Below are 19,688 nucleotides of genomic sequence, written 5' to 3'. Positions count from 1 at the left end.
TTCTGGTATGCGCCGGAAAGCTTCCTCAGGTGGTCAGAAGCTCTTCGCGCGCGGCGGAATGTTGTGGTTGAACCGGAAAAGGTTGTCCGGGTCGTACCGGGCCTTGATCTCGCCCAGCCGCGCATAAGCGGCGGGGCTGTAGCCCCGCTCGGCCAGCTGGGCGGTTCCCGGGCCGGCGAGGAAATTGAGATAGCTGCGGCCCGTCCCCCGGTGCGCCATCGCGTCCACGACGTGCGCCGGACGTGGACCGGGCAGCCCGAGAGTGGACAGGCAGAACGCAGCATCGCGGTGGTCGACCGCACTGGGCACCGAAGGCGGCCGGCTGAGCGCACCACCCATATGCCGCAACTCGACCATGATGTCCGTGCAGCCACTGCCGGGGCCCGCCAGGCGCAGCAGGTCATCGGCCGCACCCCGGCCCAGCTCGCGCAGCATGGTGGAGCGCTCCTCGTAAGGGATCGGGAACGTCGGGTCGTTGTGGATTTCCGCGAAACGCCTGTAGGGCATCTCCGCGAGCGTGTCCACCAGTACCGGCGTAATCTCCCGCAGCGGCCCGACCAACCGCTCCCCCTCGTCGCCCGGCCCCAGGTGAGCGACGCGGACGTGCACCACGAGCCTGCCCCGCAAAAATTGCGGGACCGCCTCCAGGTCCGGCATCCGCAGCAGAGCCAGCGAGGAGGCCATCTCCTGCGGAACAGACCGGGTCCACAGCCGCCATGCATGCAGGACCTCAGCTGCACTCTCCCCGGGGAAGAACAAACCGCCACCGTAGAAACACGGCACCGCAACAAGCCCGAACTCGATAGCGGTCACCACCCCGAAGTTGCCCTTGCCACCACGCAGCGCCCAGAAAAGATCCGTGTTCTGCTGCGCAGTCGCAGTCCGCGGCCGCCCGTCGGGAGTAACGACTTCCACACTCGTGACGTGGTCCGCAGCAAAACCGTACGCACGGGACAACAACGCCAGCCCGCCCCCCAGCGTGTAACCCACGACCCCCACCAACGGCGAGGACCCATTCAAAGGAGCAAGCCCATACACAGCGGCCGCTTCCACGACCTGCTCCCACCGTGCACCCGCCTCCACCCGGGCAACCCTGGCAACAGGATCAACCAACACCTTCGTCATCCGGCGGGTATTGATGAGCAGCCCAACCCCCTCAGCAACACGCGAGGGACCATGACCAGTCGCCTGGACAGCCGTCGGTGTACCCGTCTCCGCCGCGAAAGCAACAGCCCTACGCACCTCCCCCGCATCCCGGACACCCACCACCATCACCGGCCGGTGCTCCACCACCTGATTGAACCCCGCAACCTCCGCCGCGTATCCCTCATCCCCAGGCCCCAACACCACACCGGAAACACGACCAGCAAGCTCCCGCACCGTCACAGCTCTATACACACAACAGCCCTCCAAAACGAACCCAGCCGAGACACCAACCACAGTCCCAGCCCCCACCCCACACACCCACCCCCCACTTGAGGGGAAAAACAAACACCCCCACCACCACCAAAACGAAACCCCACACCCCACACCTCAAAGATCGTCGTCGTCGACGACAGCAGCACGGACCGCAGCTGCGAGCGGGAATGGCCGCCGCAGGTCCGCGTCTTGCGTGGGGACCACGTCGGAGTGGCCGCCGCCCGCAACCGAGGAGCGCAGGCGGCGAGCCAACCCCTCACTCGGTGCCCTGGACCCCGTCGTCACCCACCGCTTCCGCACGCTCCCGCCCTACCGGCCGGAGGAGCAGGCATGGCTCCAGAACATCGTCCGCACGGCACTCCTGCACCTTCGGCAGCGAAGGACTACGGGCAGGAGCGGGCACTGCTGATGGACGGCCTACCCGATGTGACTGCCCGGGTTCCGGAACTGGGGCGACAGGTCGACGGGCTGGATGACCACTGGACGATGGACTTCGCCCGCCAGGGCAAGACGGTGGTGCAGACCCTGCGCGGCAAGCACCCGCGGGCCCATGAGGTGTCGCCCGTAGAACTCACGCAGACCGGGGACGGCCCCCTGGCCCCGGAGCTTGCCGCAGCGGTGCGGCGCAGTCTGGGCTTTGGGCTTTCGGAGGAAGGTGTTGCCGCGCGAGGCTGTACAGAGCCTGACGGTCTGTGGGCCCGAGTGGCCGTCCGGGGCGCACCGGGACGTCTAGGTGCGGTGGCGGCCAGCGGCTGTGGCCCCGCCGGCCGAGATTGGGGTGGACGTGGTCTTCCGCCAGCGCATCGTGGCCGGCGGAGGCACTTCCCAGGTGACGAAGCGCACCGGCTGAGAATGCCGCACGGCCATGCGCGCCATACGCTCGACATATGTCCAACGTAACGTCTGGCGGCGTCACAGCCGACGACCTTCCCGCACCCGCCGAAGGCCTGGTACTCACGCACTTCCTCACGGTCAGCGATGTCCCTCGCTCGCGGGCGTTCTACGCCGACGTACTGGGTGGAAGGGTGGTGCTGGATGAGAACCCCTGCATCGTCAAGGTCGCCAACAGCTGGATCATCATGAACCCCGGCGGCGGGCCCACCGACGACAAACCCGATGTCGTCCTGCGCACACCGGAGGACCCCCACACCGTCTCCAGCTTCCTGAACGTACGGGTGGCGGACATCCACAACTTCTACGCCTCGGCGAGTGCCAAAGGGGCCGAGTTCCTCACCCCGCCCATCGACCGCCGCGCCGAGCTGCGCTGCTATATGCGCGATCCGGACGGCTACCTCATCGAGGTGGGCCAGGCCACGGGGCTACTCAAAGGCATCCTGGCGCGCACCGACACCGAAACCTGACGACGGCGCCTCGTCAGGGAGGCATCCCTCATGCCACACGACCAGATACCAGGCCCCGATCCGACCGCAACGCCCGGCGGAGCCGGCTGCGTGGAGTGCTTGGTCGGCGACGGACCGGGGTAGTGGTTCCACCTGCGGCGCTGCGCGGCGTGCGGGCATATCGGCTGCTGCGATTCCTCACCCCCGCAGCACGGAACAAAGCACGCGCGCGAGGCGGGACACCCCCTCAGACCAGCTTCGAACGGGGAGAGAGCTGGTTTTTGGAACACCGAGGAGGGCATCTCGTAGAAGTGCCCGCAGTCCGGGGACGGGGCCCCCGGGAGGCGGTGTACGGGGTGCCGGGCCCCGGCAGGTGACGGTGTCGCGCTTAGGGCACCCATCGAGACCCTCTTGCCCCCAGTCAGCCCCTGACGATGCAGAAGGGATGTCCAGCCGGATCGCTGAGGACCCGCCACCTGTCCTCATGCGGCTGGTGATCCGATTTGCCTGCGCCCAATTCCAGCAACCGGGCCTCCGCCTCGTCCAGATCCACGACGTCGAAGCAAAGGTGAAGCTGCTGGGGAACGGCCTGATCAGGCCAACTCGGCGCCCGGTGATCGCCGACCCGTTGAAAGCCGATGAGGAGTCCGTCCTCACGGTTGAGGCCGGCAAAGTCGGCGTCCGACTTCGGGTGGGGTTCAAGGCCGGTGGCCTGCTGATAGAACGCCGCCAGAGCCAGTGGATCAGGGCAATCGAGTGTTATCGCGCTCAACTTCATCTGCAAGGGAACGACACCTCCGAGCCGGTCAACAGACCTTCCCGATGCACACCCTAAAGGACGCTGGCCCGGTCGGTGTCAGGAAATGGCCTGTCAGGCCACGCCTGTGTCCTCCACGAAGCCGGTCAGGTTCCGGTGCACACTGTCCTCGTCGTCGACAACGAACTCGATGATGACGCTGTGGTTGTCGGCCGGGCGGGCGGAGCCAGGCGCGAACAGAGGGACGGTACGGGTGCTGGCGATCGCGAGGTGGCCGAGGAGGTCCTGAGCTCAGCGAAGTCCTCGGTAGACCAGCCCGCCCGCACTCCGGTGGCGCGCTCGTAGAAGTCCACGAGGCGGGCGACGTCGCTCGTGATGATGCGGATCGAGACGAAGTTCATGGGTTCTCTGCTGGTCGATCGATGCTTCTGACCGCACCCTAAGACCGATACCGGACAGAACCCGCCCGGTATCTGCGAGAGACGTCTGGGCATGTCCCGACCCATTGCTCGCGTGCTCACCCTGCTGGAGCTCCTGCAGTCGGGAGGCATCCGGACCGTGGCCGAACTGGTCGATCGGCTCGACGTCGACGAGCGCACGGTGCGGCGGTACGTCGGCCGCCTCATCGACCTCGATGTGCCCGTCGAGTCCGTACGTGGCCGCTACGGCGGCTACCGACTCGCCTCCGGATATCGCATGCCTCCGCTCATGCTGAGCAACGACGAAGCGCTCGCCGTGCTGCTCGGCCTGGTCTCGGGTCGGCGAGCCGGCTTGATGACGGCCACCGGCACGGCGAGCGAGACGGCAGCGGCCATGGTCCGGCGGATGCTCCCCGAGCGGCTCGTTCGCAGACTCGACGCTGTACTCGGCTTCCTCGCCTTCACGGTTCCGCCTGGTGAGTCGGCCGCCCCGGAGACCGTGGTCCTGCTCTCGATCGCCGACGCGGTCCGCCATCACCGGCCGATCTCGATCCGGGACACCGCCGCCGACGGCCGGCGCAGCGAACGCACGCTGCACCCGCACGGGCTCGTCACCCACTCGGGCAAGTGGTACGTGACGGGTGGGGATCCCGCGATCGGCGAGGACCGGACGTTCCGGCTGGATCGCATCGCCGGTGCGAGGACCCTGCCCGGCGCGTTCGAGCCGCCCGCCGGACTCGACCCGGCGGGAACGCGTCCTGACAGGGCTCGCTACCGCTCCGTACCGGCACGAGGTGACGCTGCGAGTCCAGGGGACGGCCGAGCAGATCCGCACCCGACTTCCCGCCAGTATCGCGATCGTGGAGGAGTCGCCGTCCGCGAGCGGCGCAGATTCCGACACCACGCCGTGGTCCCGCGTCGAGCTGCGGGCGGAACGGCTCGACTGGCTGCCTGCCGTGCTCGCGTCACTCGATCAGCCATTCGTCATCGAGCGACCGGATGAGCTCCGCGACCTCGTCGAGGCGCTCGCCGTCAGGCTCGCGGATTCCGCCCGGCGACGACCGCCTCATGCATGACGGATCAGTAGGCACCACGAAGTCGGCGGGTGGCGGACCCGGGCGTCAGAGGATGAAGACGCTCCCGGCGGTTTCGGAGTGGTACGTCCCGCCCGGATAGACGAGCTCCTCCACCAGCCCCGTGCAGTTGGGGCCGGAGTGCACCTCAGCGATGGCGTCGGTGTGGTTGGTCACCGACGACGGGTACCAGTTGACTGGGTAGCAGCCGGACGGGTCCTTGTACTCGCCACCATTGACGATCAGCACACCTTCGGCTGCGTATGCGGAACCGGGGACAGTGAGGGCCAGCGCTGCGGCGGCCGCGAACGCCCCCAGGGTTGTTGCCATGCGTCGCTTCATGCGCGTCGTTCCTTCCCATGCCGCGAGCCGCATCTGCGACGACCCGCTGTCATCACGCAAAGTATCGGTGATCGAGCAATAGGTGAACATTGCAACGCCCCCCAGACGACGGATACTCACATACACACCCCAAGCGTGGTGAGTTCGCTGTCCCCGTTGCTGACCCGCTGTGCATCCCCACAGGCGCGGGGTCGACGGCAACCGACGCCGCCGTATCGGAGTGGCGAGGAGCATCCCCGCGAGCGCGGGGCGACCCGATGTCGTTGTCGCTGAGCTCCGCGCTGTCCGGAGCATCCCCCCAAGCGCGGGGTTCGATTGCCACGGCCAGCATCGGGCGCCGACCGGAGATGGATCAGCCGAGCGCGTCGATCGCCTTCACAATTAAGGTCCGTCCAGCAGCCCCGTACCCGGCAGGGACCCTTCCCGCGTACTCAGCGGCAGACACCGTCGAGGAGATACTTTGGGCCTGCGACTTCTGCCGCCGAGGCCACATCGTCTTGATGTCGTACGTGGGCGAGACCAAGCTCGGCGAGAACGAAGAAAGAGTTCACCCTCGTAACCGGCGCAAAGACGTGGGTACTTTGGCCGGAGCCGCGGGTTCGCCCACTGTCGCCCGAGGCGCCGGCGCTGGTGCGTGAACCTGTTTGAGTAGGCAGCCAAGGCGGAGCAGGCCAGGGCGTTTCGGCTTGCCGGGGTCGGCTACCGAGCAGTGATCGAACAGATAGCGAAGGATCGAGACGCGACGGGCAACAGTCTGTTCGAGCAGATCACCGCGCTGGGAAGCAAGGGCGTGGATACAGAGGTCGTGAACGACTTTCACGAGGCACGCCTTGTGGGGAACTCCTGGGAACTCATCGGTACACGACGCCTTGGCCTACTCCCCTGAGGAGATCGCCGACATCGCTGGACTCATTTTGAGTCGGCAGTTCTCACCTTGTACGTGCAGCCGGCACAGCGGGCCAAAGTGGCTGCGGACTGAGCGGCTCGGCGTGATGCGGCAAATGCGGCGGGGCCCACTTCCTGATCAAAAGCCCGCACACACTCGTACGTAGCGCGGGGGCGCTCAGTGGTCCGGAGGATACCGTTTCTCGCCTGCTGCCCCATCCCTACGCCGTGCTCGGCTACCGCAAGGACGGCCGGCCCATCCACCCCATCTTCGGCGTGTCCGAGGGCAACCTTGCACAGCCGCCGACCTCTCCAGTGCGGATCGTTCGTGCAGGACGAGGTGTCGCAGCTTCTGGCCCGCGAGAAGCAGCAGGACGGCCGGGCCGCGCGCCGGGTGCCGTGGTGGGCCTCGAATGCGGGGGTAGAGGAGAAGAGAGCCGAGCAAGGAGGGGCGATGACGAAGGACACGTCGCTGTATGCGGTGGGATGGGCACAGTCGTTCCCCGTATCGCATGGGGTACGGGCCGGCCGCTGCTGGACGCGGGACCACCTGGCGTCCCTGGAGTGGACGAAGGACGCTCCCGAAACCGTGGACGCGATACTGCTCAGTGTTTCCGAACTGATCTCCAACGCGCACGTGCACGCGCACAGCGACGCCCAACTGGTCCTCACCTGGGACAGCCGCTGCCTGCATGTGAGTGTCCACGACTCCGATCCTCTGCCCCCTGCCCAGCAGCCCGAAAACCTCACGACGACCGGTGGGCGCGGACTGGCCATCGTCGACGCGCTCGCCGACGGATGGGCCACGCACCGCCAGGCGTCGGGCAAGACCGTCACCGCCTGCTTCGTACCCCCCGGCGCTCCGAAGCCCCGGCAAGGCGAGGCCATCGACTGATCCCCCGCCGGACGTGATCCGGGCGGGCGGAGCGGCGACCCGTTCCGAGGGGCGCAGACCTCACCCCTGTACGTGCCGGGCATGCGTGTGGCCCGCCACGGCCGGTCGCCTGAACGACTTCCGTGACCATCTCAACCAGCTCTTCAGCACCCTGGACGCCCCCTATATCCCTCTGCGGCCGGTGACCGGACCGCCTCCCGATCCGGACCTGTCTTTCGGAAGACCTGGATGAGTCCGTCAACCGTGCTGAGCAATCTGAATACCGTCCTTGCACACGAGTACACCGCGGGCCACTCGCTACTGCACGGCCCTCTTCGGTCTCCTCACCCCCGCCCCACAGGGCTTCACCCTCACCCTCGCCGGAGGCGGCCGTCCCCCGCCGCTATTGCTGCGCGGCGACGGCACGGTGCAGACGGTGGACCTGGCGGGCGGGCAGCTGATCGGATGCTGCCCGAGCCGCGCATCGCCACCGCCACCCTTTGGACTCCATGTACGGCGAGGAGCGCCTGATGGCCTCGCCGGCCGGCCCCGGACATCGTGGCCGCCCCGGAGGAAGTTCTGGCCGGCTTCGGGCAGGGCCTGTCCGATGACACGGTCATCCTCACCCTGACCGTCCCCGCCGCCCCACATAGCGTGGCAACCCCGCAGGAGACGACGTGAACACCACCCGCTTGTCCACCACCAGCGACTGCCAGGACAGGCTCTGCCTGCTGACCCTCACCGGCGAACTCGACCACCACACCGCCCCACAGCTGCGCGAGGCCCCGGACCAGCTGCCTCTGGCGGACAGCACGCTGCTGGTCATGGACCTTGCCGCGCTGACCTTCTGCGACTCCACCGGCCTCACCACGCTGGTGGCCGCGCACCGACGCGCGTCCGCCTCCGGTACGGACATCGCCCTGGCCGGCCTGACCCCTAGCATCGCCAAGAGCTTCCGCATCACCGGCCTGGACCAGCTCTTCCCCATCCACGCCAGTGCCGCCGAGGCTCTGTCAGCTCCGGCGGGGTGAACCAGGCATCCACAAGGCGACTCGTCCACGCCGCACGCCGGGGCGGGCCGCGGCTGTCAGTTCGAGAGGTGGAAGCGGATCGCGGTGCCTTCCGGGCTGGTGTGAACGCGGACCAGGTCGGTGAGGTAGTGAACCAACAGCAGACCCCGGCCGCCGAGCTGCTCCCGCGCGGCCGGGCGACGGCCTGCCAGCGGGTCACTCAGATGCCCTGCGTCTGTCACCTCGCACAGAACCTGACCGTCCTGCGCCCAGACGCATACGGTGCCTGACCCGCCACCATGCACCACGCTGTTGGTGGTCAGCTCGGCAACGGCCAGGGCGAAGTCATCCAAACGCTCATCCGCAAGCCCCAGATGTTTGGCCCGCCCCACCGCGAAGTCTCGCGCGAAGGGGAGGCGCTCGGCATCGAACACGAAGGCCAACATGTGCGACGGCCGTGCCAGCGGCTGGTTGTAGGCGGCGACGATGCGGTCGGGGTCGTAGCTGCTGCTGTGTTCCTCACGTCCCGCGTCGATAATCACGGGATGCGTGGCGTACGCGTCGGCGAGCACTGTGGCATCGAGCCGGACGGCGTCGTAGGGGCAGACGATGGTGACGTCGCGGCCGCGGAACGCAGCGTTGATCAGCGCCTCGTGCTGAACGCAGGCCGGGTATTCGGCCGCAGTACGGCCGGGCCAGATCGGTTCACCGATGATGCGCACCCGGCTGATGGGGTGGGCGTCGGCAAAGGCCCGCAGCACCTTGGAAATGATCCGGCCTGGGTTGCGCCCGGCCTCGTTCATGTCGATGAGCCGTACTGCCCCGGCGTCTGCACCGAGTTCCGCCCGCAGCAGCGCGAGTTTGGGGCCAGGGACGGCCACCGCCACCGGCTCGCCCGCGGCGAGACCATCCTGGATGAATGGCACGGTCCCGGCCAGGTACTCCTGGACATCCCGGTAGAACAGCGCCGGGTGGACGAACGATTCAGCCGCATGCACTACTTCGTCACCTCGATCGCTGACAGGTCGGGCCAGAACAGCTCCAATGCGCGCCGCAGCGGGCGCGGGGGCGCTTTGAGGACCATACGGCGTCCGGTGCCGAGCTGCTGGGCTGCGACCGCCACCGCAGACGCGCCGGCGATGTCGACGAACGTCACGCAGGACAGGTCCAGATAGACGTCGCTGCTCCCGCCGACCAGACCCTCCAGAGCGTGCTCCCACGCGGCGCGGGTGGTCAGCGTGATCTCGCCGGCCGCGTGCACTCCCGGCGGATCCGTCAGGGGACGGATCTCCAACGCGGCCATCCTCGGCGGCGACGATGCCGCCAAAGCATCCGCACCATGTGAGTCATCCACCCCGTGACCTCCACAGACCTCAGTACCGGGGCATCATCCCACGGCTGCGAGGCTCCAGGCCCACCACCCAGAGAGCTTCCGGTGGCAAATTCCGCCACGGGGCACCGGCGCACGGGCGGGTACGTGGCCGGCTTGTTCACGAGGGCGGAGACCCTACAGTTGCTCTCGCGCCACGCCCGTCGTTCCGAGCCCCGTGGTCGCCGTGCGATCGGCGGCCGGGCTCTGAGCCCTCGTTGACCAAGGCTCATTTGGCGGGCGGGCCGTCAGGGAGGATGCATGTTCTGAAGTGACCGATTGTGGAGTTCCATGGATTTCAGAGCGCAGGTACCGCCGCGAAGGCTCGGGCCGTTCCCGCTGACCGAGGAGGGCATCGCTGCCCTGCTGGGCCGGTACGAGTTCGGGGACTCCTGCGTTCGGAGGGTCGTACTCGACCAGGAGTTCGGCGCGCAATCGCGGGGGCGGGCGGTCCGGATCGTCATCGACGCCCAGGTGAGGGACGAGGATAACCGCTGGGAGACCGTCTGCCTGGACTTCGAGGGAGTCTCGCGCTTCCGGATCGACGAGAGCAAAGGCTTTGCCTGGGTGCTGTACGACCCTCCGATGTTCTCTCGCTTCGACGACCAGTTGTACGTGGACTTCTGCGCCGAGTGGTTCGACGGTCCGGGGCCGGCCGACGCAGGGCAGGTGTTCGAGTGGTCGCAGTTGGTCTTCGCCATAGCAAGTGGCTCCTGGAGTGTGCTCCAGGACTGGGACGACCGAACAACGATCGCGCCACCACGCTGAGGTTCCGGCTGCGCGTCAGTGGCCGGGGCCGGCGTCTGGGGCCAACCTCAAGGGCTCCCCGGTCGCTCCGGCGCGGGGCAACCCTGAGCGATTCTCCACGAGGCAGCTTGGTCGGCTCCGGTGAAGCCAACTCCAGTCGTGGATCGTGCTCTTGCTGGCGGGGGCTGGCGCTGGGATGGATGTGGCCACCGTTGATCATCGGCGTGTGAAGGCAGAAGATCATGCGGTGGCCGCAGGTCACCGCGTAGACCCTGCCCGTTGGCAGGAGGCATTCGAGGTTCTGATGGGCCGGATCGCGGGTCGGTTCACACGGGTCGAGCTCCGGCGCCGGGTGCGGCAGTTGGTGCTCGGGCTGCTGTCGGATCTGCCGCGCAAGAACTGCTGGACCATAGCCGAAGGGGCCGGCGAGGCGACTCCGGACGGGATGCAGCACCTGCTCGGCCGGGCCAAGTGGGACGCCGACCGGATGCGCGACGACGTGCGCGAGTACGTGGTGGAGCATCTGCACGACGACGGGGCGGTGTTGGTGGTCGATGGGACCGGGGACGCGAAGAAGGGCACGCACACGGTCGGGGTCCAGCGCCAGTACACCGGCACCGGCAGGATCGAGAACTCCCGGGTCGCCGTCTACCTCGTCCATGCGGGCCGCCGCGGTCACGCGGCGGTCGACCGCGAGTTGTACGTCCCGCGCTCGTAGACCTCCGAGCCCGACCGTTGCCGGGCCGCCGGGCTCGGCGAGGAGACCACCTTCGCCACCAAGCCGAAGCTGGCCGCCCGCATGATCGGCTGGTTCCTGGACGCGGGCCCACCGGGCCCCGTGGGTCGCCGGCGACGAGGTCTACGGCGGCAACCCGAAGCTGCGGGCCGCACTGGACGCACATATGACGATCGAACGTGTGGCACACCGAGGTCGGAAAGGAGAGGCCTCGCGGATTTCGATTTCCGACGGCGCCCTGATCAATGTTGAAGGTCGTCGGCGGACGCCGGTCGACCGGCCACCGCGTGGCGTGCGCGCGGAGCCGTTCATCGGGTGGTCCGCGTAGGGCGCGTCGGGTTCAGTCGGTGATGTACCAATCGTTCTTGAGGTACTCCAGGGTGTAGCTGCCGAGGTCGCTCTCGGAGAAGGATGCGGAAGCCCTGACCGCTTCGACCGGCATCTCGATCTTGTCGGGCGCGCGCACGGCGATGCGCTGCGGGTCGACCGTCGCGGTTTGCAGGGCCTTCTTCTGTGCGGCCGAGATCATCTGGACCACGATGGCGTACGTCGACGTGCACGGGCCGAGCCCCTGGTCCTGTGCCTTCTGCGCGGCGGGCCCGGCCACTTCGCAGACCTTGTCGATGTCCTCACGGCCCAGGGCGTGGAGGTATTGCTCGTACCGCTGGATCGCACCCTCCTTCGTCCTGGGCGCGGGCTGGTCGCCGGTCGGCTCGGCCGACGGCTTCTCGGGCCGAGCGGACTCGGACGGCGCGGCCGACGGCTCTTTGGCCCGCGTAGACGCGGACGGCTGCGAAGGCTTCGCGTCCGTATCCACCTTCGAATTCTTCGGACCGCACGCGCACGCCGCCAGCGCCACACAAGCCGTTACCGCCACGCTCACCATCGTCGGAACTCTCATGCGGTCCCCTCACCACCAGTCGGCAACACAAATGGTCACGCAGGATCCGGGGGGATGGTTCCCGAGCCGATCCAGGCGGGATGCCGGCCGGTTCACGGAGGGCCCCGAGTCTGCGTGCGCCGCTGCGCGAGGCCGCGTGCGGCCCCGCCCTCCCCCAGCGCCGACGCGGTTGACGAGCCTCGGTGGTCACTCTGGATTACAGCGGCCAGGACCAGGCGCTCGGGTGCCTCCCGAAGTCGGGTTCTGGCTCACTTTCCGTGGAGCTTGCACGCTGAGTGACGGTTGTTGGGTGAGCGGGCCGCGGGGAAGTTGCCCGGAATTGACCCGTATCGGGTGGGGTGGGGCTGACAGTTCGGCTCGTGGAAGAAGTGGTGCTCCGGCTGGAGGAGTTGCTGTTCCCGTAGATCGCGGACGTGGCGGTGCTGTCGATCGATGTGAACGACGAGGCGGTACGCATAGAGGCCCGCAGCACGGTGCCCGGGGCCATCTGTCCCGGATGCGGGATCTGGTCACGGCGGATTCACGGCTCCTATCTGCGCTTTCCCGCTGATGTGCCCAGCGGTGGCAGACGGGTTGCTCTCTGTTTGCGCGTCCGCAGGTTCCTCTGCCCGGTCATCTCGTGCGGGCGGCGGACCTTCGCCGAACAGCTGCCAGGCTTGACCCGTCGGTACGGCCGGCGGACCGAGCGCCTGCGGTCGACGCTGGCCGCGATCGGGCTCGCGCTCGCCGGTCGGGCCGGTGCCCGCCTGGCGAGCATGATCGGCGTGTCCGTGAGCCGCAGCACAGTGCTGCGGCTGGTCGAAGCGTTGCCCGACCCCGAAGTTACGGCCCTGCGGGTGGTCGGCGTCGATGAGTACGCGACCCGCAAGGGGCGTCACTACGGGACTGTCCTGGTCGACGTCGAAAGCCGGCGCCCAGTCGATCTGCTGCCTGACCGGGAGGCGTCCAGCCTGGCCGCTTGGCTCGCGAAACGGCCCGGGGTGGAGGTGGCCTGCCGCGATCGGGCACCGTTCTTCGCCGAAGGGGCCACGGCCGGGGCACCACAAGCGGTGCAGGTTGCGGACCGGTGGCATCTTTGGCACAACCTGAGCGAGGCTGCGGAACGGTGCGTCGCAGACCACCGCGGATGCCTGAAGGCCCTGGCGCCGGATCCGGCCCAGCCTGCCCCAGAGCCGGAGAAGTTCGAAGACCCCTCCGGATCGCCCTGGCCGCGGGGACACCGCTTCGCTGACCGCACCCGTGTGAACCACGCGACCGTCCACGAACTGCTGGCAGCCGGGCTCAGCCGGAGGGCGATCGGCCGCCAACTCCGGATGACCTCCCGCACCGTCAAGCTCTTCGCCGACGCAGCCACCCCGGAGGACCTGTTCCAGGGGCAGTGGCAGGGCCGGCCATCCAAACTCGACGCGTTCAAGCCCTATCTCGATGACCGCTGGAACCAAGGCCGCACGAACGCCTGGAGAGTGTGGGAGGAGATCGTGCCGCTCGGCTATCAGGGCAGCTACCAGCGGGTTCGCGCCTATTTCCGGGAGAAGCGGCTCTCGCCAGGTCCCGTCACGGCTCGGCCACCGTCACCCCGGGTCGTCGCTGGATGGATTCTCCGTCGGCCGGAGACCCTCACCGAGACCGAGCACCTTCGCCTCAAGGCCGTTCTGTTCCACTGCCCTGAACTCGACGCACTCACCGGCCACGTCCGCTCCTTCGGCCAGATGCTCACCGAGCGCCAGGGCGAACGGCTGCCGCAGTGGCTCGACGCTGTCCGACAAGATGACCTCCCCGGCCTCCACACCCTCGCCGCAGGCATCGACCGTGACCGCGAAGCAGTCATCGCCGGCCTCACCCTGCCCTGGAGCTCAGGCGTCGTCGAAGGCCACGCCAACCGGATCAAGATGCTCAAACGCCAGATGTTCGGCCGGGCCGGCTTCCATCTCCTCCGCAAGCGCGTCCTGCTCTACACGTGAAGCACAGGTCAAACCGCATCATCAAGGAGACCAAAGCCCTCCGGAAACCCTTCCAGGAACTCCCGCCGCGCGGGGTCGGACTCGGCTTCGGCCGTCGTCCCGAACAGACCGATCAGTTCGCTCCGTTGGTCGCTCGACAGCTTGCTGATCAGGTGGGCGACACCCTCCAGAACCTTGACGGCGTCGTCCGGATCCATCTGCTCGTCTTCACTACCCTCGATGAACCACAGGACATCGACCAAGGCCGCCGCCAGGGCGTGAGTCAGAGACGAGTACACGGGCATGAAGGCGGTCTCCCAGCAGGTCGCGGCGGCAGAGTCCGGCCATCCCACCACATACCCCTGACATAACACTCAGTCAGCCCTCCACGGAAAGTGAGCCAGAACCCGGGAACGGGAGGCAGTGGGTGGCGTTGCTGTTCGAACCCGGCTAGTCGATCACAACCCTGCGGAGACGACCGTCCCAGCCACCCGGAGTCGCAAGGGTCGGTGACACTTGCTTCACTTCGATCCTCATCTCCATCATCGACTCGTCGGCTTCCACGAGCCGGACAGAGAATTTCCGCTCCGGGTATGTGTAGACGAGTCGCGCATGCCAGGACTTGACGAGAATTGACCCGAGTTCGCGGTGCAGTGAGTCGAAATCTTCACTGTGCACGGGCACCGCGCTGAACAGGTGGCCCAGCTCGAACAGGTTGAAACTGTCGACCACCTCCGCCCAGGAGAGCTCCTCCCTGTCGGGGATCGCACGGCCGGTAGTGGCGGACAGCCTCTCCCGGATCTCCTCCTCGTCATTCCCGCTCAGACCGAGGAAAACCGCGCCATGAAGCTCGACGAGGCGAGGCCAGTACAGGAACGAGTACATGAGTGCGTTGACCGTGTCGCCCGCCTCGCTCAGATACGAGACGGGGTCATCTGTCTCGATTTCCGGAAAGAACTGACGAAGGTAATTGATCAGCATGTGACTACAGTCCTGCCTGCTTGGCCATTTCGAGATCGTAGCCCTGCGTCGGCCATTTGCTGAACCGCCTGAGGACTGCCGAGGTCCGGCGAATATTCTTCGATTCCTCGTCACCCATCCGGCCGCCCCTAGCCGAAAGCCAAGACCCGACTTCATCCGCGGAATACCTTGTAAGCAGTTCCGAGTGAGCCGTCGGCGAGAGAACGGGGCTCCTACCCGCAAGTGCCGTCTCTACCTCTGCCGCCCTCGTTCCACTAAGTGAGTACGAGACGATACTTGTGTCTACGGCCACTTCACCGCAGTTATGAACCAGAACCGGCGTGGCGCCTGCCAGTATGGCGGCCGGGTGGCTTAACGCACGGTTCGACGTCGAGGTCCCTTAATCCCCTGGCACGGGCGGGTCAAGACCTGCTTCGTTCGATTCCTCCACAGGCCAGACGCCTCCTGAGGTCGTGAACATCTGCTGTCCGCTCTCGGGTTCTGGCTCAACCTCTGTGGAGCATCCACGCTCCGTGACTGTTGATCTCCATGTTGGCTCTCGCTCGATCGTCTTGAAATGCCCCATGGCTGCCTTGTCGTGCCCGAGAGTTCGGGGCCGTGAACGAAGTGCTGCTGCGTCTGGAAGAGCTCCTGTTCCTGTCGGAACCCTGAAGTCGCGGTGATGTCAGCGGAGGACGACGGCGAGGCGATCTGGATCGGAATCGCCCGCAAGTCGGCTGGTGCTGAGTGTCCCGGCTGTGGAAGGTGGTCGAACCGGCTTCATGGGTCCTACCTGCGGCTTCCTGCCGATCTGCCCAGCGCGGGTAGGCGTGTGGTGCTGCGCCTGCAGGTCCGACGGTTCATCTGCGCGGACACATCCTGTGGACGGCAGACCTTCGCTGAACAGATCCCGGGACTGACCCGCCGTCACGCTCAGCGGACTGACCGGCTGTGTTCGGCCTTGGCCGAGGTGGGTCTTGCATTGGCCGGCCGCGCTGGAGCCCGTCTTGCGGACGTCTTCGGAATCTCCGTCAGCCGCAGCACGGTGCTTCGGCTGGTCGATGCGATGCCTGACCCTCAGCCATCGGCCCCGCGGGTGGTGGGAATCGACGAGTACGCGATGCGCAAGGGCCGTATCTACGGGACCGTGCTGGTCAATGTCGAAACCGGCAGGCCAGTGGATCTCCTGCCGGACCGTGAGGCAGCCACTGTCGCCGCCTGGCTCGCTGAGTGTCCTGAGGTCGAGGTGGTCTGTCGCGATCGTGCCCCCTTCTTCGCCGAAGGCGCCAGCACCGGGGCTCCCCACCGCGGTGCAGGTCGCAGACCGTTTCCATCTCTGGCGCAACCTCGGCGAAGCCGCCGAGCGATGCGTATCACGCCATCGGACCTGTCTGCGAGCGCCATTCACGGTTCCCAGCTCCGAGAGCGTCACCGCATCACCGGCCCCCGAAGCTGGCACGTTCCCGTGGCCGACTGGACACCGCTTCGCCGATCGAACTCGCGAGAAACACGCCATCGTGCACGAAATGCTCGGCGAAGGACACAGCTGGCGGGCAGTCGCCCGTCAGCTCCGGATGACATACCGCACCGTTCAGCGGCTGGCCGACGCGGCAAGCCCGGAAGACCTCTTCCAAGGCCAGTGGCAGAACCGCAGGACGAAGCTCGACGACTTCAAGCCGTACCTGCACGAGCGATGGGCCGAGGGCTGCACGAACGCCTGGACCCTCTGGAAGGAGATCCAGAGCCACGGATACGCCGGTGGGTACGGGGCTTTCCGTGCTTACCTTCGTCCCTTCCGGGACACCGTGCCAGATGGTCGGCCGCCGTCGCCCAGGACAGTCTCCGGGTGGATCCTGACCCACCCGGACGCCCTTGCGGAGAAGGACCGGCTGAAACTGAAGTCCGTTCTGGCCCACTGCCCCGAGCTGGATGCCCTCGCCGGCCACGTTCGCTCCTTCGGGCAGATGCTCACTCAGCGCCAAGGAGAACGGCTCCGCGAGTGGATAGCGGCGGTCCGGGCCGACGACCTGCCCAGCATGCACACCTTCATCAACGGCCTCGAACGTGACCTCGCAGGTGTCACAGCCGGCCTGACCCTGCCCTGGAGCTCAGGCGTCGTCGAAGGCCACGTCAACCGCATCAAAATGATCAAGCGACAGATGTACGGACGCGCTGGCTTCAAGGTCCTGCGCAAGCGGGTGCTGCTTGCCTCGTGACTTCGTTGTCGGTGGCCAGTGCGACGATCCTCCAGACGGCCACGCAAGGAGAGACATGGGCACCTGGCATACCGGTCCCTTCGACAACGACACCGCCGCCGACTTCGGGGGTGATCTGGACGAGGCAGCGTGGGAAGAACGCGAACCCATGATCCGCGGCGTGATCGTACGCGCCGCCAGCCCCGTGGACTTCCTCGGTACCTACGACGGCGAGCGGGCAGTGGCCGCAGCTGCCCTGGTCGTCGCCCAGCATCCCGAGGGCGAGTCGGTGTGTTTGAACTATGGCCCATCAGAGCCGCTACCGGAGTTGCCCGCAGACCTTCGAATGCTCGCCGTCGACGCCCTGGACCAAGTGGTCTCCGACCGGTCTGAGCTCGCCGAGCAGTGGGCCGAAGCTGCGAACTGGTCGAAGTGGCGTCAGGAGATCACCCGCCTCCGCGACCTCCTTGACCCTCCGATCCCGCCACAAGAGGAAGCCCTCTTCGAGATCTAATCGGTGACCCAAAGTCACAGACCACAGAAGTTGAGCCAGAACCCGAAGTCGTGAACATCGACCTCACCGTCATCGGGGTGCCTCCCGCGCTCATCGACAAACGACGCCCGCTTCTGGCTTTGGGACACATTCCGTGAACGATCTTCCTGGCCGCTGCGTCGGCTGAGGAGCAAAGCGCGGCACCAGCACCGATCGACGACCGCATGGGCCCGATGGAGCCGGACTCGGGATCGTTCACGCAATGTGTGCCAGATCCCGACAACGGGAGGCGGTACGCCACAGCGAGCCTGCGTGACGGCGTCGATGCCGCGCCACCGGCCACCTGGCCCCGTAGCCAGCGCTTTTCCCCTCAGTACTCCAGTCGTAGATCGTGATCTGGCACGGTGTCATGCGATGAATGCGTCGCGTCAGCGGAGTTCGCAGATGTAGGACATGGCCGGCTTGTCGGTGAGCGTCAGTTCGCTGACGGCGACGAACCGGTTGCGTTCAAGGACCTTGTGCGAGGCTGGATTGTCCAGCGTGGCCTTGGCGTGCAGCCTGGTGAGTCCGTAGTGGGCGGCAGCGAGTTCGCGCACCTCACGCACCGCTGCGGTGGCCAATCCCCGCCCGGCGGCCTTCTGTGCGATCCGGTAGCCGAGCTCCGCCGATCCGTCCGCCGCTTCGATCAGGTTCACCCGACCCATCACCTCGCCACCCTCGGTCACCAGCACATGGAGGTAATCCGTCCCGGCGGCCTGCCACTCAAGCAACTGCGCGAACCGCGCGTCGAACTCGGCGAAGAACTCCTCGCCCCGGTCCGGCACTGACGCCGCGAAGTAGGCGCGGTTCTGCCGCTCGAACTCAAGCAGGGCCGGCGCGTGGTCGAGACGGATCAACTGAAGTTCTGGCATCGATAGGCAGAGGCGCGGTGTCGTTCCTGACCCGGTTACCCCGTCCCCCTTCATCGTGACGTGTGTGACTGGGGTGGCTGAAGAGACGAAACAGCCACCGCTGATCATCGGTGGGCGAAGACTGATGTGGTAGCGGTGGCCGCGCCGCCGAGTTTAGACCTTGCCGCCTGCGAGGCCGGGTTCGCCCTGCTCGCAGGACGGATAGCCGGCAGGTTCAGGCGGGTGGAGCCGCGGCGGCATGCTGGCGCGCTGGCCCGGGCCCTGATCGCCGAGCTGCCCCGGGTGAACTGCTCGACCCTGGCCGAGCACGCCAGATATGCCAGCCCTGACGCATTCCAACACCTGCTGTCCCGTGCGCTGGGACCACGACGGCGTGCGCGACGACCTGCGGGAGTTCGTCACCGAGCGGCTCGGCACCGAAAACTCGGTGCTGGTCGTGGATGAGACCGTGGACGTGAAGAAGGGCACGTCCACGGTGGGTACCCAGCGTCAATACACCGGCACGGCAGGCAGATTCGAAAATGCTCAGGTCGCCGTCTACGCGGTGTGGGCGACCAGGCGGGGTGCGGCAGTTGGGCGTCCGGCAGGGGGAACACCGCCGGGCGCACCGCCTACTGCTCGTACTCCGGCCACATCGCCCGGCAATGGATCGAAGAGCACGAGCGCATTTCCTTGTGACGCACAACGGGCGGCCCCTCGAATCGGGGCCGACTCACTTGCCCCGGTCGAGGGGCGACGAAATGGCGGGGCCGGACTCGTGTGCGTCCGGCCCCGCCATTTTCGTGTGTGTGGCGGTCCGGCGGTTGTCCGCCGAAGCGGGCCGCTTTCGCGGTTGGCCCAACCGCCGGACCTTCCCAAACCACAACCCCAGCAGGGAGGACCGAAGAACGGTTCCGCGCAGAGCTGCGATGCCTTTCCAGCATACCGGGCCGTGCGATCGGCCCGCCGCCACGCGCAGCGTACTACCCCCATCGGTATCAACAATGGTGGAATTCTTTATGTCGACAGGTTGGCCCCGGTCGACACCCCAGACCACCCCAACAGGGAGTTTCCGCAATGACCACTCAGGATCACCAGACCCGCAGCGCGGCACCGGCCGACGACATCACCGACGAGGAACGGGCGTCGCTCGCGCAATTCGCCTGACCGAGGACGACGTACGCGAGGCTTCCAGCGCCACGGCCGGTGGACGCTCACGCCCGCCGAGTACGTCGCGGAGATCCGGCGCTACCTGTCCGAGCTCCGCGGACCTCTGCCACTGAGTCGCCCCGCAGGACTGGATGTGCGAAGAGCTGGTCATCTACGGCGGCGCCGGCC

Annotated in this window: 18 protein-coding genes and 8 pseudogenes; 16 read left to right on the top strand and 10 right to left on the bottom strand. The window is 67.0% G+C overall.

Going from position 1 to position 19,688, the window contains the following annotated elements:
- Positions 1 to 33: 33 nt before the first annotated feature.
- Positions 34 to 1,386 (bottom strand): bagremycin/ferroverdin biosynthesis FAD-dependent oxygenase BagK/FevA1, encoded by a 1,353-nt coding sequence (gene bagK, locus ACFWBQ_RS24605; protein ID WP_385492895.1) that lies wholly within the window; start codon positions 1,384 to 1,386, stop codon positions 34 to 36.
- 153 nt (positions 1,387 to 1,539) lie between these two features.
- On the opposite strand from bagK, the pseudogene ACFWBQ_RS24600 reads away from it, so the two are divergent.
- The 4 genes and pseudogenes from ACFWBQ_RS24600 to ACFWBQ_RS24585 form a co-directional block, all read left to right on the top strand.
- Positions 1,540 to 1,611 (top strand): annotated as a pseudogene (locus tag ACFWBQ_RS24600) (hypothetical protein); the annotation flags it as partial.
- Position 1,612: 1 nt separating this feature from the next.
- Positions 1,613 to 1,828 carry a hypothetical protein gene (locus ACFWBQ_RS24595; protein ID WP_385492891.1) on the top strand — a complete coding sequence of 72 codons (216 nt, stop codon included), beginning with the start codon at positions 1,613 to 1,615 and terminating at the stop codon, positions 1,826 to 1,828.
- A gap of 478 nt (positions 1,829 to 2,306) precedes the next feature.
- Entirely contained in the window at positions 2,307 to 2,780 is a 474-nt protein-coding gene (locus tag ACFWBQ_RS24590) for a VOC family protein (RefSeq protein WP_385492889.1), read from the top strand.
- Positions 2,781 to 2,810: 30 nt separating this feature from the next.
- Positions 2,811 to 3,136 (top strand): annotated as a pseudogene (locus tag ACFWBQ_RS24585) (UBP-type zinc finger domain-containing protein).
- A 44-nt stretch (positions 3,137 to 3,180) separates the two neighbouring features.
- On the opposite strand, the gene ACFWBQ_RS24580 reads toward ACFWBQ_RS24585, so the two are convergent.
- Both ACFWBQ_RS24580 and ACFWBQ_RS24575 read right to left on the bottom strand, forming a co-directional pair.
- Positions 3,181 to 3,537, bottom strand: a complete 357-nt coding sequence (locus ACFWBQ_RS24580; RefSeq protein ID WP_385493794.1) for a VOC family protein — start codon at positions 3,535 to 3,537, stop codon at positions 3,181 to 3,183.
- A 108-nt stretch (positions 3,538 to 3,645) separates the two neighbouring features.
- Positions 3,646 to 3,917 (bottom strand): annotated as a pseudogene (locus ACFWBQ_RS24575) (VOC family protein); the annotation flags it as partial.
- Positions 3,918 to 4,008: 91 nt separating this feature from the next.
- Here ACFWBQ_RS24575 and ACFWBQ_RS24570 point away from each other — a divergent pair.
- Positions 4,009 to 5,011 (top strand): annotated as a pseudogene (locus ACFWBQ_RS24570) (helix-turn-helix transcriptional regulator).
- A gap of 45 nt (positions 5,012 to 5,056) precedes the next feature.
- Here the strand turns inward: ACFWBQ_RS24570 and ACFWBQ_RS24565 are convergent.
- On the bottom strand, positions 5,057 to 5,350 hold the full coding sequence (locus ACFWBQ_RS24565) for a hypothetical protein (RefSeq protein WP_385492886.1): 294 nt from the start codon (positions 5,348 to 5,350) through the stop codon (positions 5,057 to 5,059).
- A 688-nt stretch (positions 5,351 to 6,038) separates the two neighbouring features.
- Here ACFWBQ_RS24565 and ACFWBQ_RS24560 point away from each other — a divergent pair.
- The 4 genes and pseudogenes from ACFWBQ_RS24560 to ACFWBQ_RS24545 form a co-directional block, all read left to right on the top strand.
- Positions 6,039 to 6,236 (top strand): annotated as a pseudogene (locus ACFWBQ_RS24560) (DUF4145 domain-containing protein); the annotation flags it as partial.
- Between the two features lie 453 nt (positions 6,237 to 6,689).
- Positions 6,690 to 7,130, top strand: a complete 441-nt coding sequence (locus tag ACFWBQ_RS24555; protein WP_385492882.1) for an ATP-binding protein — start codon at positions 6,690 to 6,692, stop codon at positions 7,128 to 7,130.
- A gap of 268 nt (positions 7,131 to 7,398) precedes the next feature.
- Positions 7,399 to 7,740, top strand: a complete 342-nt coding sequence (locus ACFWBQ_RS24550) for a SpoIIE family protein phosphatase (RefSeq protein WP_385492880.1) — start codon at positions 7,399 to 7,401, stop codon at positions 7,738 to 7,740.
- Between the two features lie 46 nt (positions 7,741 to 7,786).
- Positions 7,787 to 8,140 carry an STAS domain-containing protein gene (locus ACFWBQ_RS24545; RefSeq protein WP_385492876.1) on the top strand — a complete coding sequence of 118 codons (354 nt, stop codon included), beginning with the start codon at positions 7,787 to 7,789 and terminating at the stop codon, positions 8,138 to 8,140.
- 56 nt (positions 8,141 to 8,196) lie between these two features.
- On the opposite strand, the gene ACFWBQ_RS24540 is transcribed toward ACFWBQ_RS24545, so the two are convergent.
- Both ACFWBQ_RS24540 and ACFWBQ_RS24535 read right to left on the bottom strand, forming a co-directional pair.
- The gene (locus ACFWBQ_RS24540) at positions 8,197 to 9,117 is read right to left on the bottom strand and encodes an anti-sigma factor RsbA family regulatory protein (RefSeq protein WP_385492873.1); all 921 of its coding nucleotides are present in this window, start codon (positions 9,115 to 9,117) and stop codon (positions 8,197 to 8,199) included.
- Positions 9,117 to 9,422 carry an STAS domain-containing protein gene (locus ACFWBQ_RS24535; protein ID WP_385492870.1) on the bottom strand — a complete coding sequence of 102 codons (306 nt, stop codon included), beginning with the start codon at positions 9,420 to 9,422 and terminating at the stop codon, positions 9,117 to 9,119. The genes ACFWBQ_RS24540 and ACFWBQ_RS24535 overlap by 1 nt, the downstream gene beginning before the upstream one ends.
- Before the next feature lie 357 nt (positions 9,423 to 9,779).
- Between ACFWBQ_RS24535 and ACFWBQ_RS24530 the strand changes: the two genes are divergently transcribed.
- Positions 9,780 to 10,256, top strand: coding sequence for a hypothetical protein (locus ACFWBQ_RS24530; RefSeq protein WP_385492867.1), 477 nt, complete (start codon positions 9,780 to 9,782; stop codon positions 10,254 to 10,256).
- 283 nt (positions 10,257 to 10,539) lie between these two features.
- Positions 10,540 to 11,143 (top strand): annotated as a pseudogene (locus ACFWBQ_RS24525) (IS701 family transposase); the annotation flags it as partial.
- Between the two features lie 168 nt (positions 11,144 to 11,311).
- Here ACFWBQ_RS24525 and ACFWBQ_RS24520 read toward each other — a convergent pair.
- A complete protein-coding gene (locus ACFWBQ_RS24520) occupies positions 11,312 to 11,788 on the bottom strand; it encodes a hypothetical protein (RefSeq protein WP_385492863.1) in 477 nt (158 codons plus the stop codon).
- Between the two features lie 497 nt (positions 11,789 to 12,285).
- Between ACFWBQ_RS24520 and ACFWBQ_RS24515 the strand changes: the two genes are divergently transcribed.
- Positions 12,286 to 13,833 (top strand): ISL3 family transposase, encoded by a 1,548-nt coding sequence (locus ACFWBQ_RS24515; protein WP_385492861.1) that lies wholly within the window; start codon positions 12,286 to 12,288, stop codon positions 13,831 to 13,833.
- A gap of 8 nt (positions 13,834 to 13,841) precedes the next feature.
- Here the strand turns inward: ACFWBQ_RS24515 and ACFWBQ_RS24510 are convergent, their stop codons facing one another.
- Together ACFWBQ_RS24510 and ACFWBQ_RS24505 are read right to left on the bottom strand one after the other, a co-directional pair.
- Positions 13,842 to 14,117, bottom strand: a complete 276-nt coding sequence (locus ACFWBQ_RS24510) for a hypothetical protein (protein WP_385492858.1) — start codon at positions 14,115 to 14,117, stop codon at positions 13,842 to 13,844.
- Between the two features lie 145 nt (positions 14,118 to 14,262).
- Positions 14,263 to 14,793 carry a hypothetical protein gene (locus ACFWBQ_RS24505; RefSeq protein ID WP_385492855.1) on the bottom strand — a complete coding sequence of 177 codons (531 nt, stop codon included), beginning with the start codon at positions 14,791 to 14,793 and terminating at the stop codon, positions 14,263 to 14,265.
- 661 nt (positions 14,794 to 15,454) lie between these two features.
- Between ACFWBQ_RS24505 and ACFWBQ_RS24500 the strand changes: the two are divergent.
- From ACFWBQ_RS24500 to ACFWBQ_RS24490, 3 genes and pseudogenes are all read left to right on the top strand, one after another.
- Positions 15,455 to 16,018: pseudogene (locus tag ACFWBQ_RS24500) on the top strand (transposase family protein); the annotation flags it as partial.
- Between the two features lie 280 nt (positions 16,019 to 16,298).
- Positions 16,299 to 16,988: a transposase gene (locus ACFWBQ_RS24495; protein WP_385492852.1), complete on the top strand. Its 690-nt coding sequence runs from the start codon at positions 16,299 to 16,301 to the stop codon at positions 16,986 to 16,988.
- 55 nt (positions 16,989 to 17,043) lie between these two features.
- Complete coding sequence (locus tag ACFWBQ_RS24490) at positions 17,044 to 17,481, top strand: DUF4259 domain-containing protein (protein ID WP_385492849.1); 438 nt, start codon at positions 17,044 to 17,046, stop codon at positions 17,479 to 17,481.
- A gap of 407 nt (positions 17,482 to 17,888) precedes the next feature.
- Here ACFWBQ_RS24490 and ACFWBQ_RS24485 read toward each other — a convergent pair whose 3' ends face one another.
- The gene (locus tag ACFWBQ_RS24485) at positions 17,889 to 18,371 is read right to left on the bottom strand and encodes a GNAT family N-acetyltransferase (protein WP_385492846.1); all 483 of its coding nucleotides are present in this window, start codon (positions 18,369 to 18,371) and stop codon (positions 17,889 to 17,891) included.
- Positions 18,372 to 18,557: 186 nt separating this feature from the next.
- Between ACFWBQ_RS24485 and ACFWBQ_RS24480 the strand changes: the two are divergent.
- Positions 18,558 to 18,951 (top strand): annotated as a pseudogene (locus ACFWBQ_RS24480) (transposase); the annotation flags it as partial.
- Positions 18,952 to 19,688: the final 737 nt, after the last annotated feature.

The organism is Streptomyces sp. NPDC060035 (assembly GCF_042736635.1).
Taxonomy (GTDB): Bacteria; Actinomycetota; Actinomycetes; order Streptomycetales; family Streptomycetaceae; genus Streptomyces.
The sequence above is the reverse complement of the archived record's forward strand: the minus strand, read 5'-3'. Positions and strand labels throughout refer to the sequence as shown.

Bases quoted from the DNA above. Each gene is read 5' to 3' on its own strand.
- ACFWBQ_RS24590 (WP_385492889.1), top strand. From the start codon at position 2,307: ATGTCCAACGTAACGTCTGGCGGCGTCACAGCCGACGACCTTCCCGCA.
- ACFWBQ_RS24580 (WP_385493794.1), bottom strand. From the start codon at position 3,537: ATGAAGTTGAGCGCGATAACACTCGATTGCCCTGATCCACTGGCTCTG.
- ACFWBQ_RS24565 (WP_385492886.1), bottom strand. From the start codon at position 5,350: ATGAAGCGACGCATGGCAACAACCCTGGGGGCGTTCGCGGCCGCCGCA.
- ACFWBQ_RS24555 (WP_385492882.1), top strand. From the start codon at position 6,690: ATGACGAAGGACACGTCGCTGTATGCGGTGGGATGGGCACAGTCGTTC.
- ACFWBQ_RS24535 (WP_385492870.1), bottom strand. From the start codon at position 9,422: ATGGCCGCGTTGGAGATCCGTCCCCTGACGGATCCGCCGGGAGTGCAC.
- ACFWBQ_RS24530 (WP_385492867.1), top strand. From the start codon at position 9,780: ATGGATTTCAGAGCGCAGGTACCGCCGCGAAGGCTCGGGCCGTTCCCG.
- ACFWBQ_RS24510 (WP_385492858.1), bottom strand. From the start codon at position 14,117: ATGCCCGTGTACTCGTCTCTGACTCACGCCCTGGCGGCGGCCTTGGTC.
- ACFWBQ_RS24505 (WP_385492855.1), bottom strand. From the start codon at position 14,793: ATGCTGATCAATTACCTTCGTCAGTTCTTTCCGGAAATCGAGACAGAT.
- ACFWBQ_RS24495 (WP_385492852.1), top strand. From the start codon at position 16,299: ATGCTCGGCGAAGGACACAGCTGGCGGGCAGTCGCCCGTCAGCTCCGG.
- ACFWBQ_RS24490 (WP_385492849.1), top strand. From the start codon at position 17,044: ATGGGCACCTGGCATACCGGTCCCTTCGACAACGACACCGCCGCCGAC.
- ACFWBQ_RS24485 (WP_385492846.1), bottom strand. From the start codon at position 18,371: ATGCCAGAACTTCAGTTGATCCGTCTCGACCACGCGCCGGCCCTGCTT.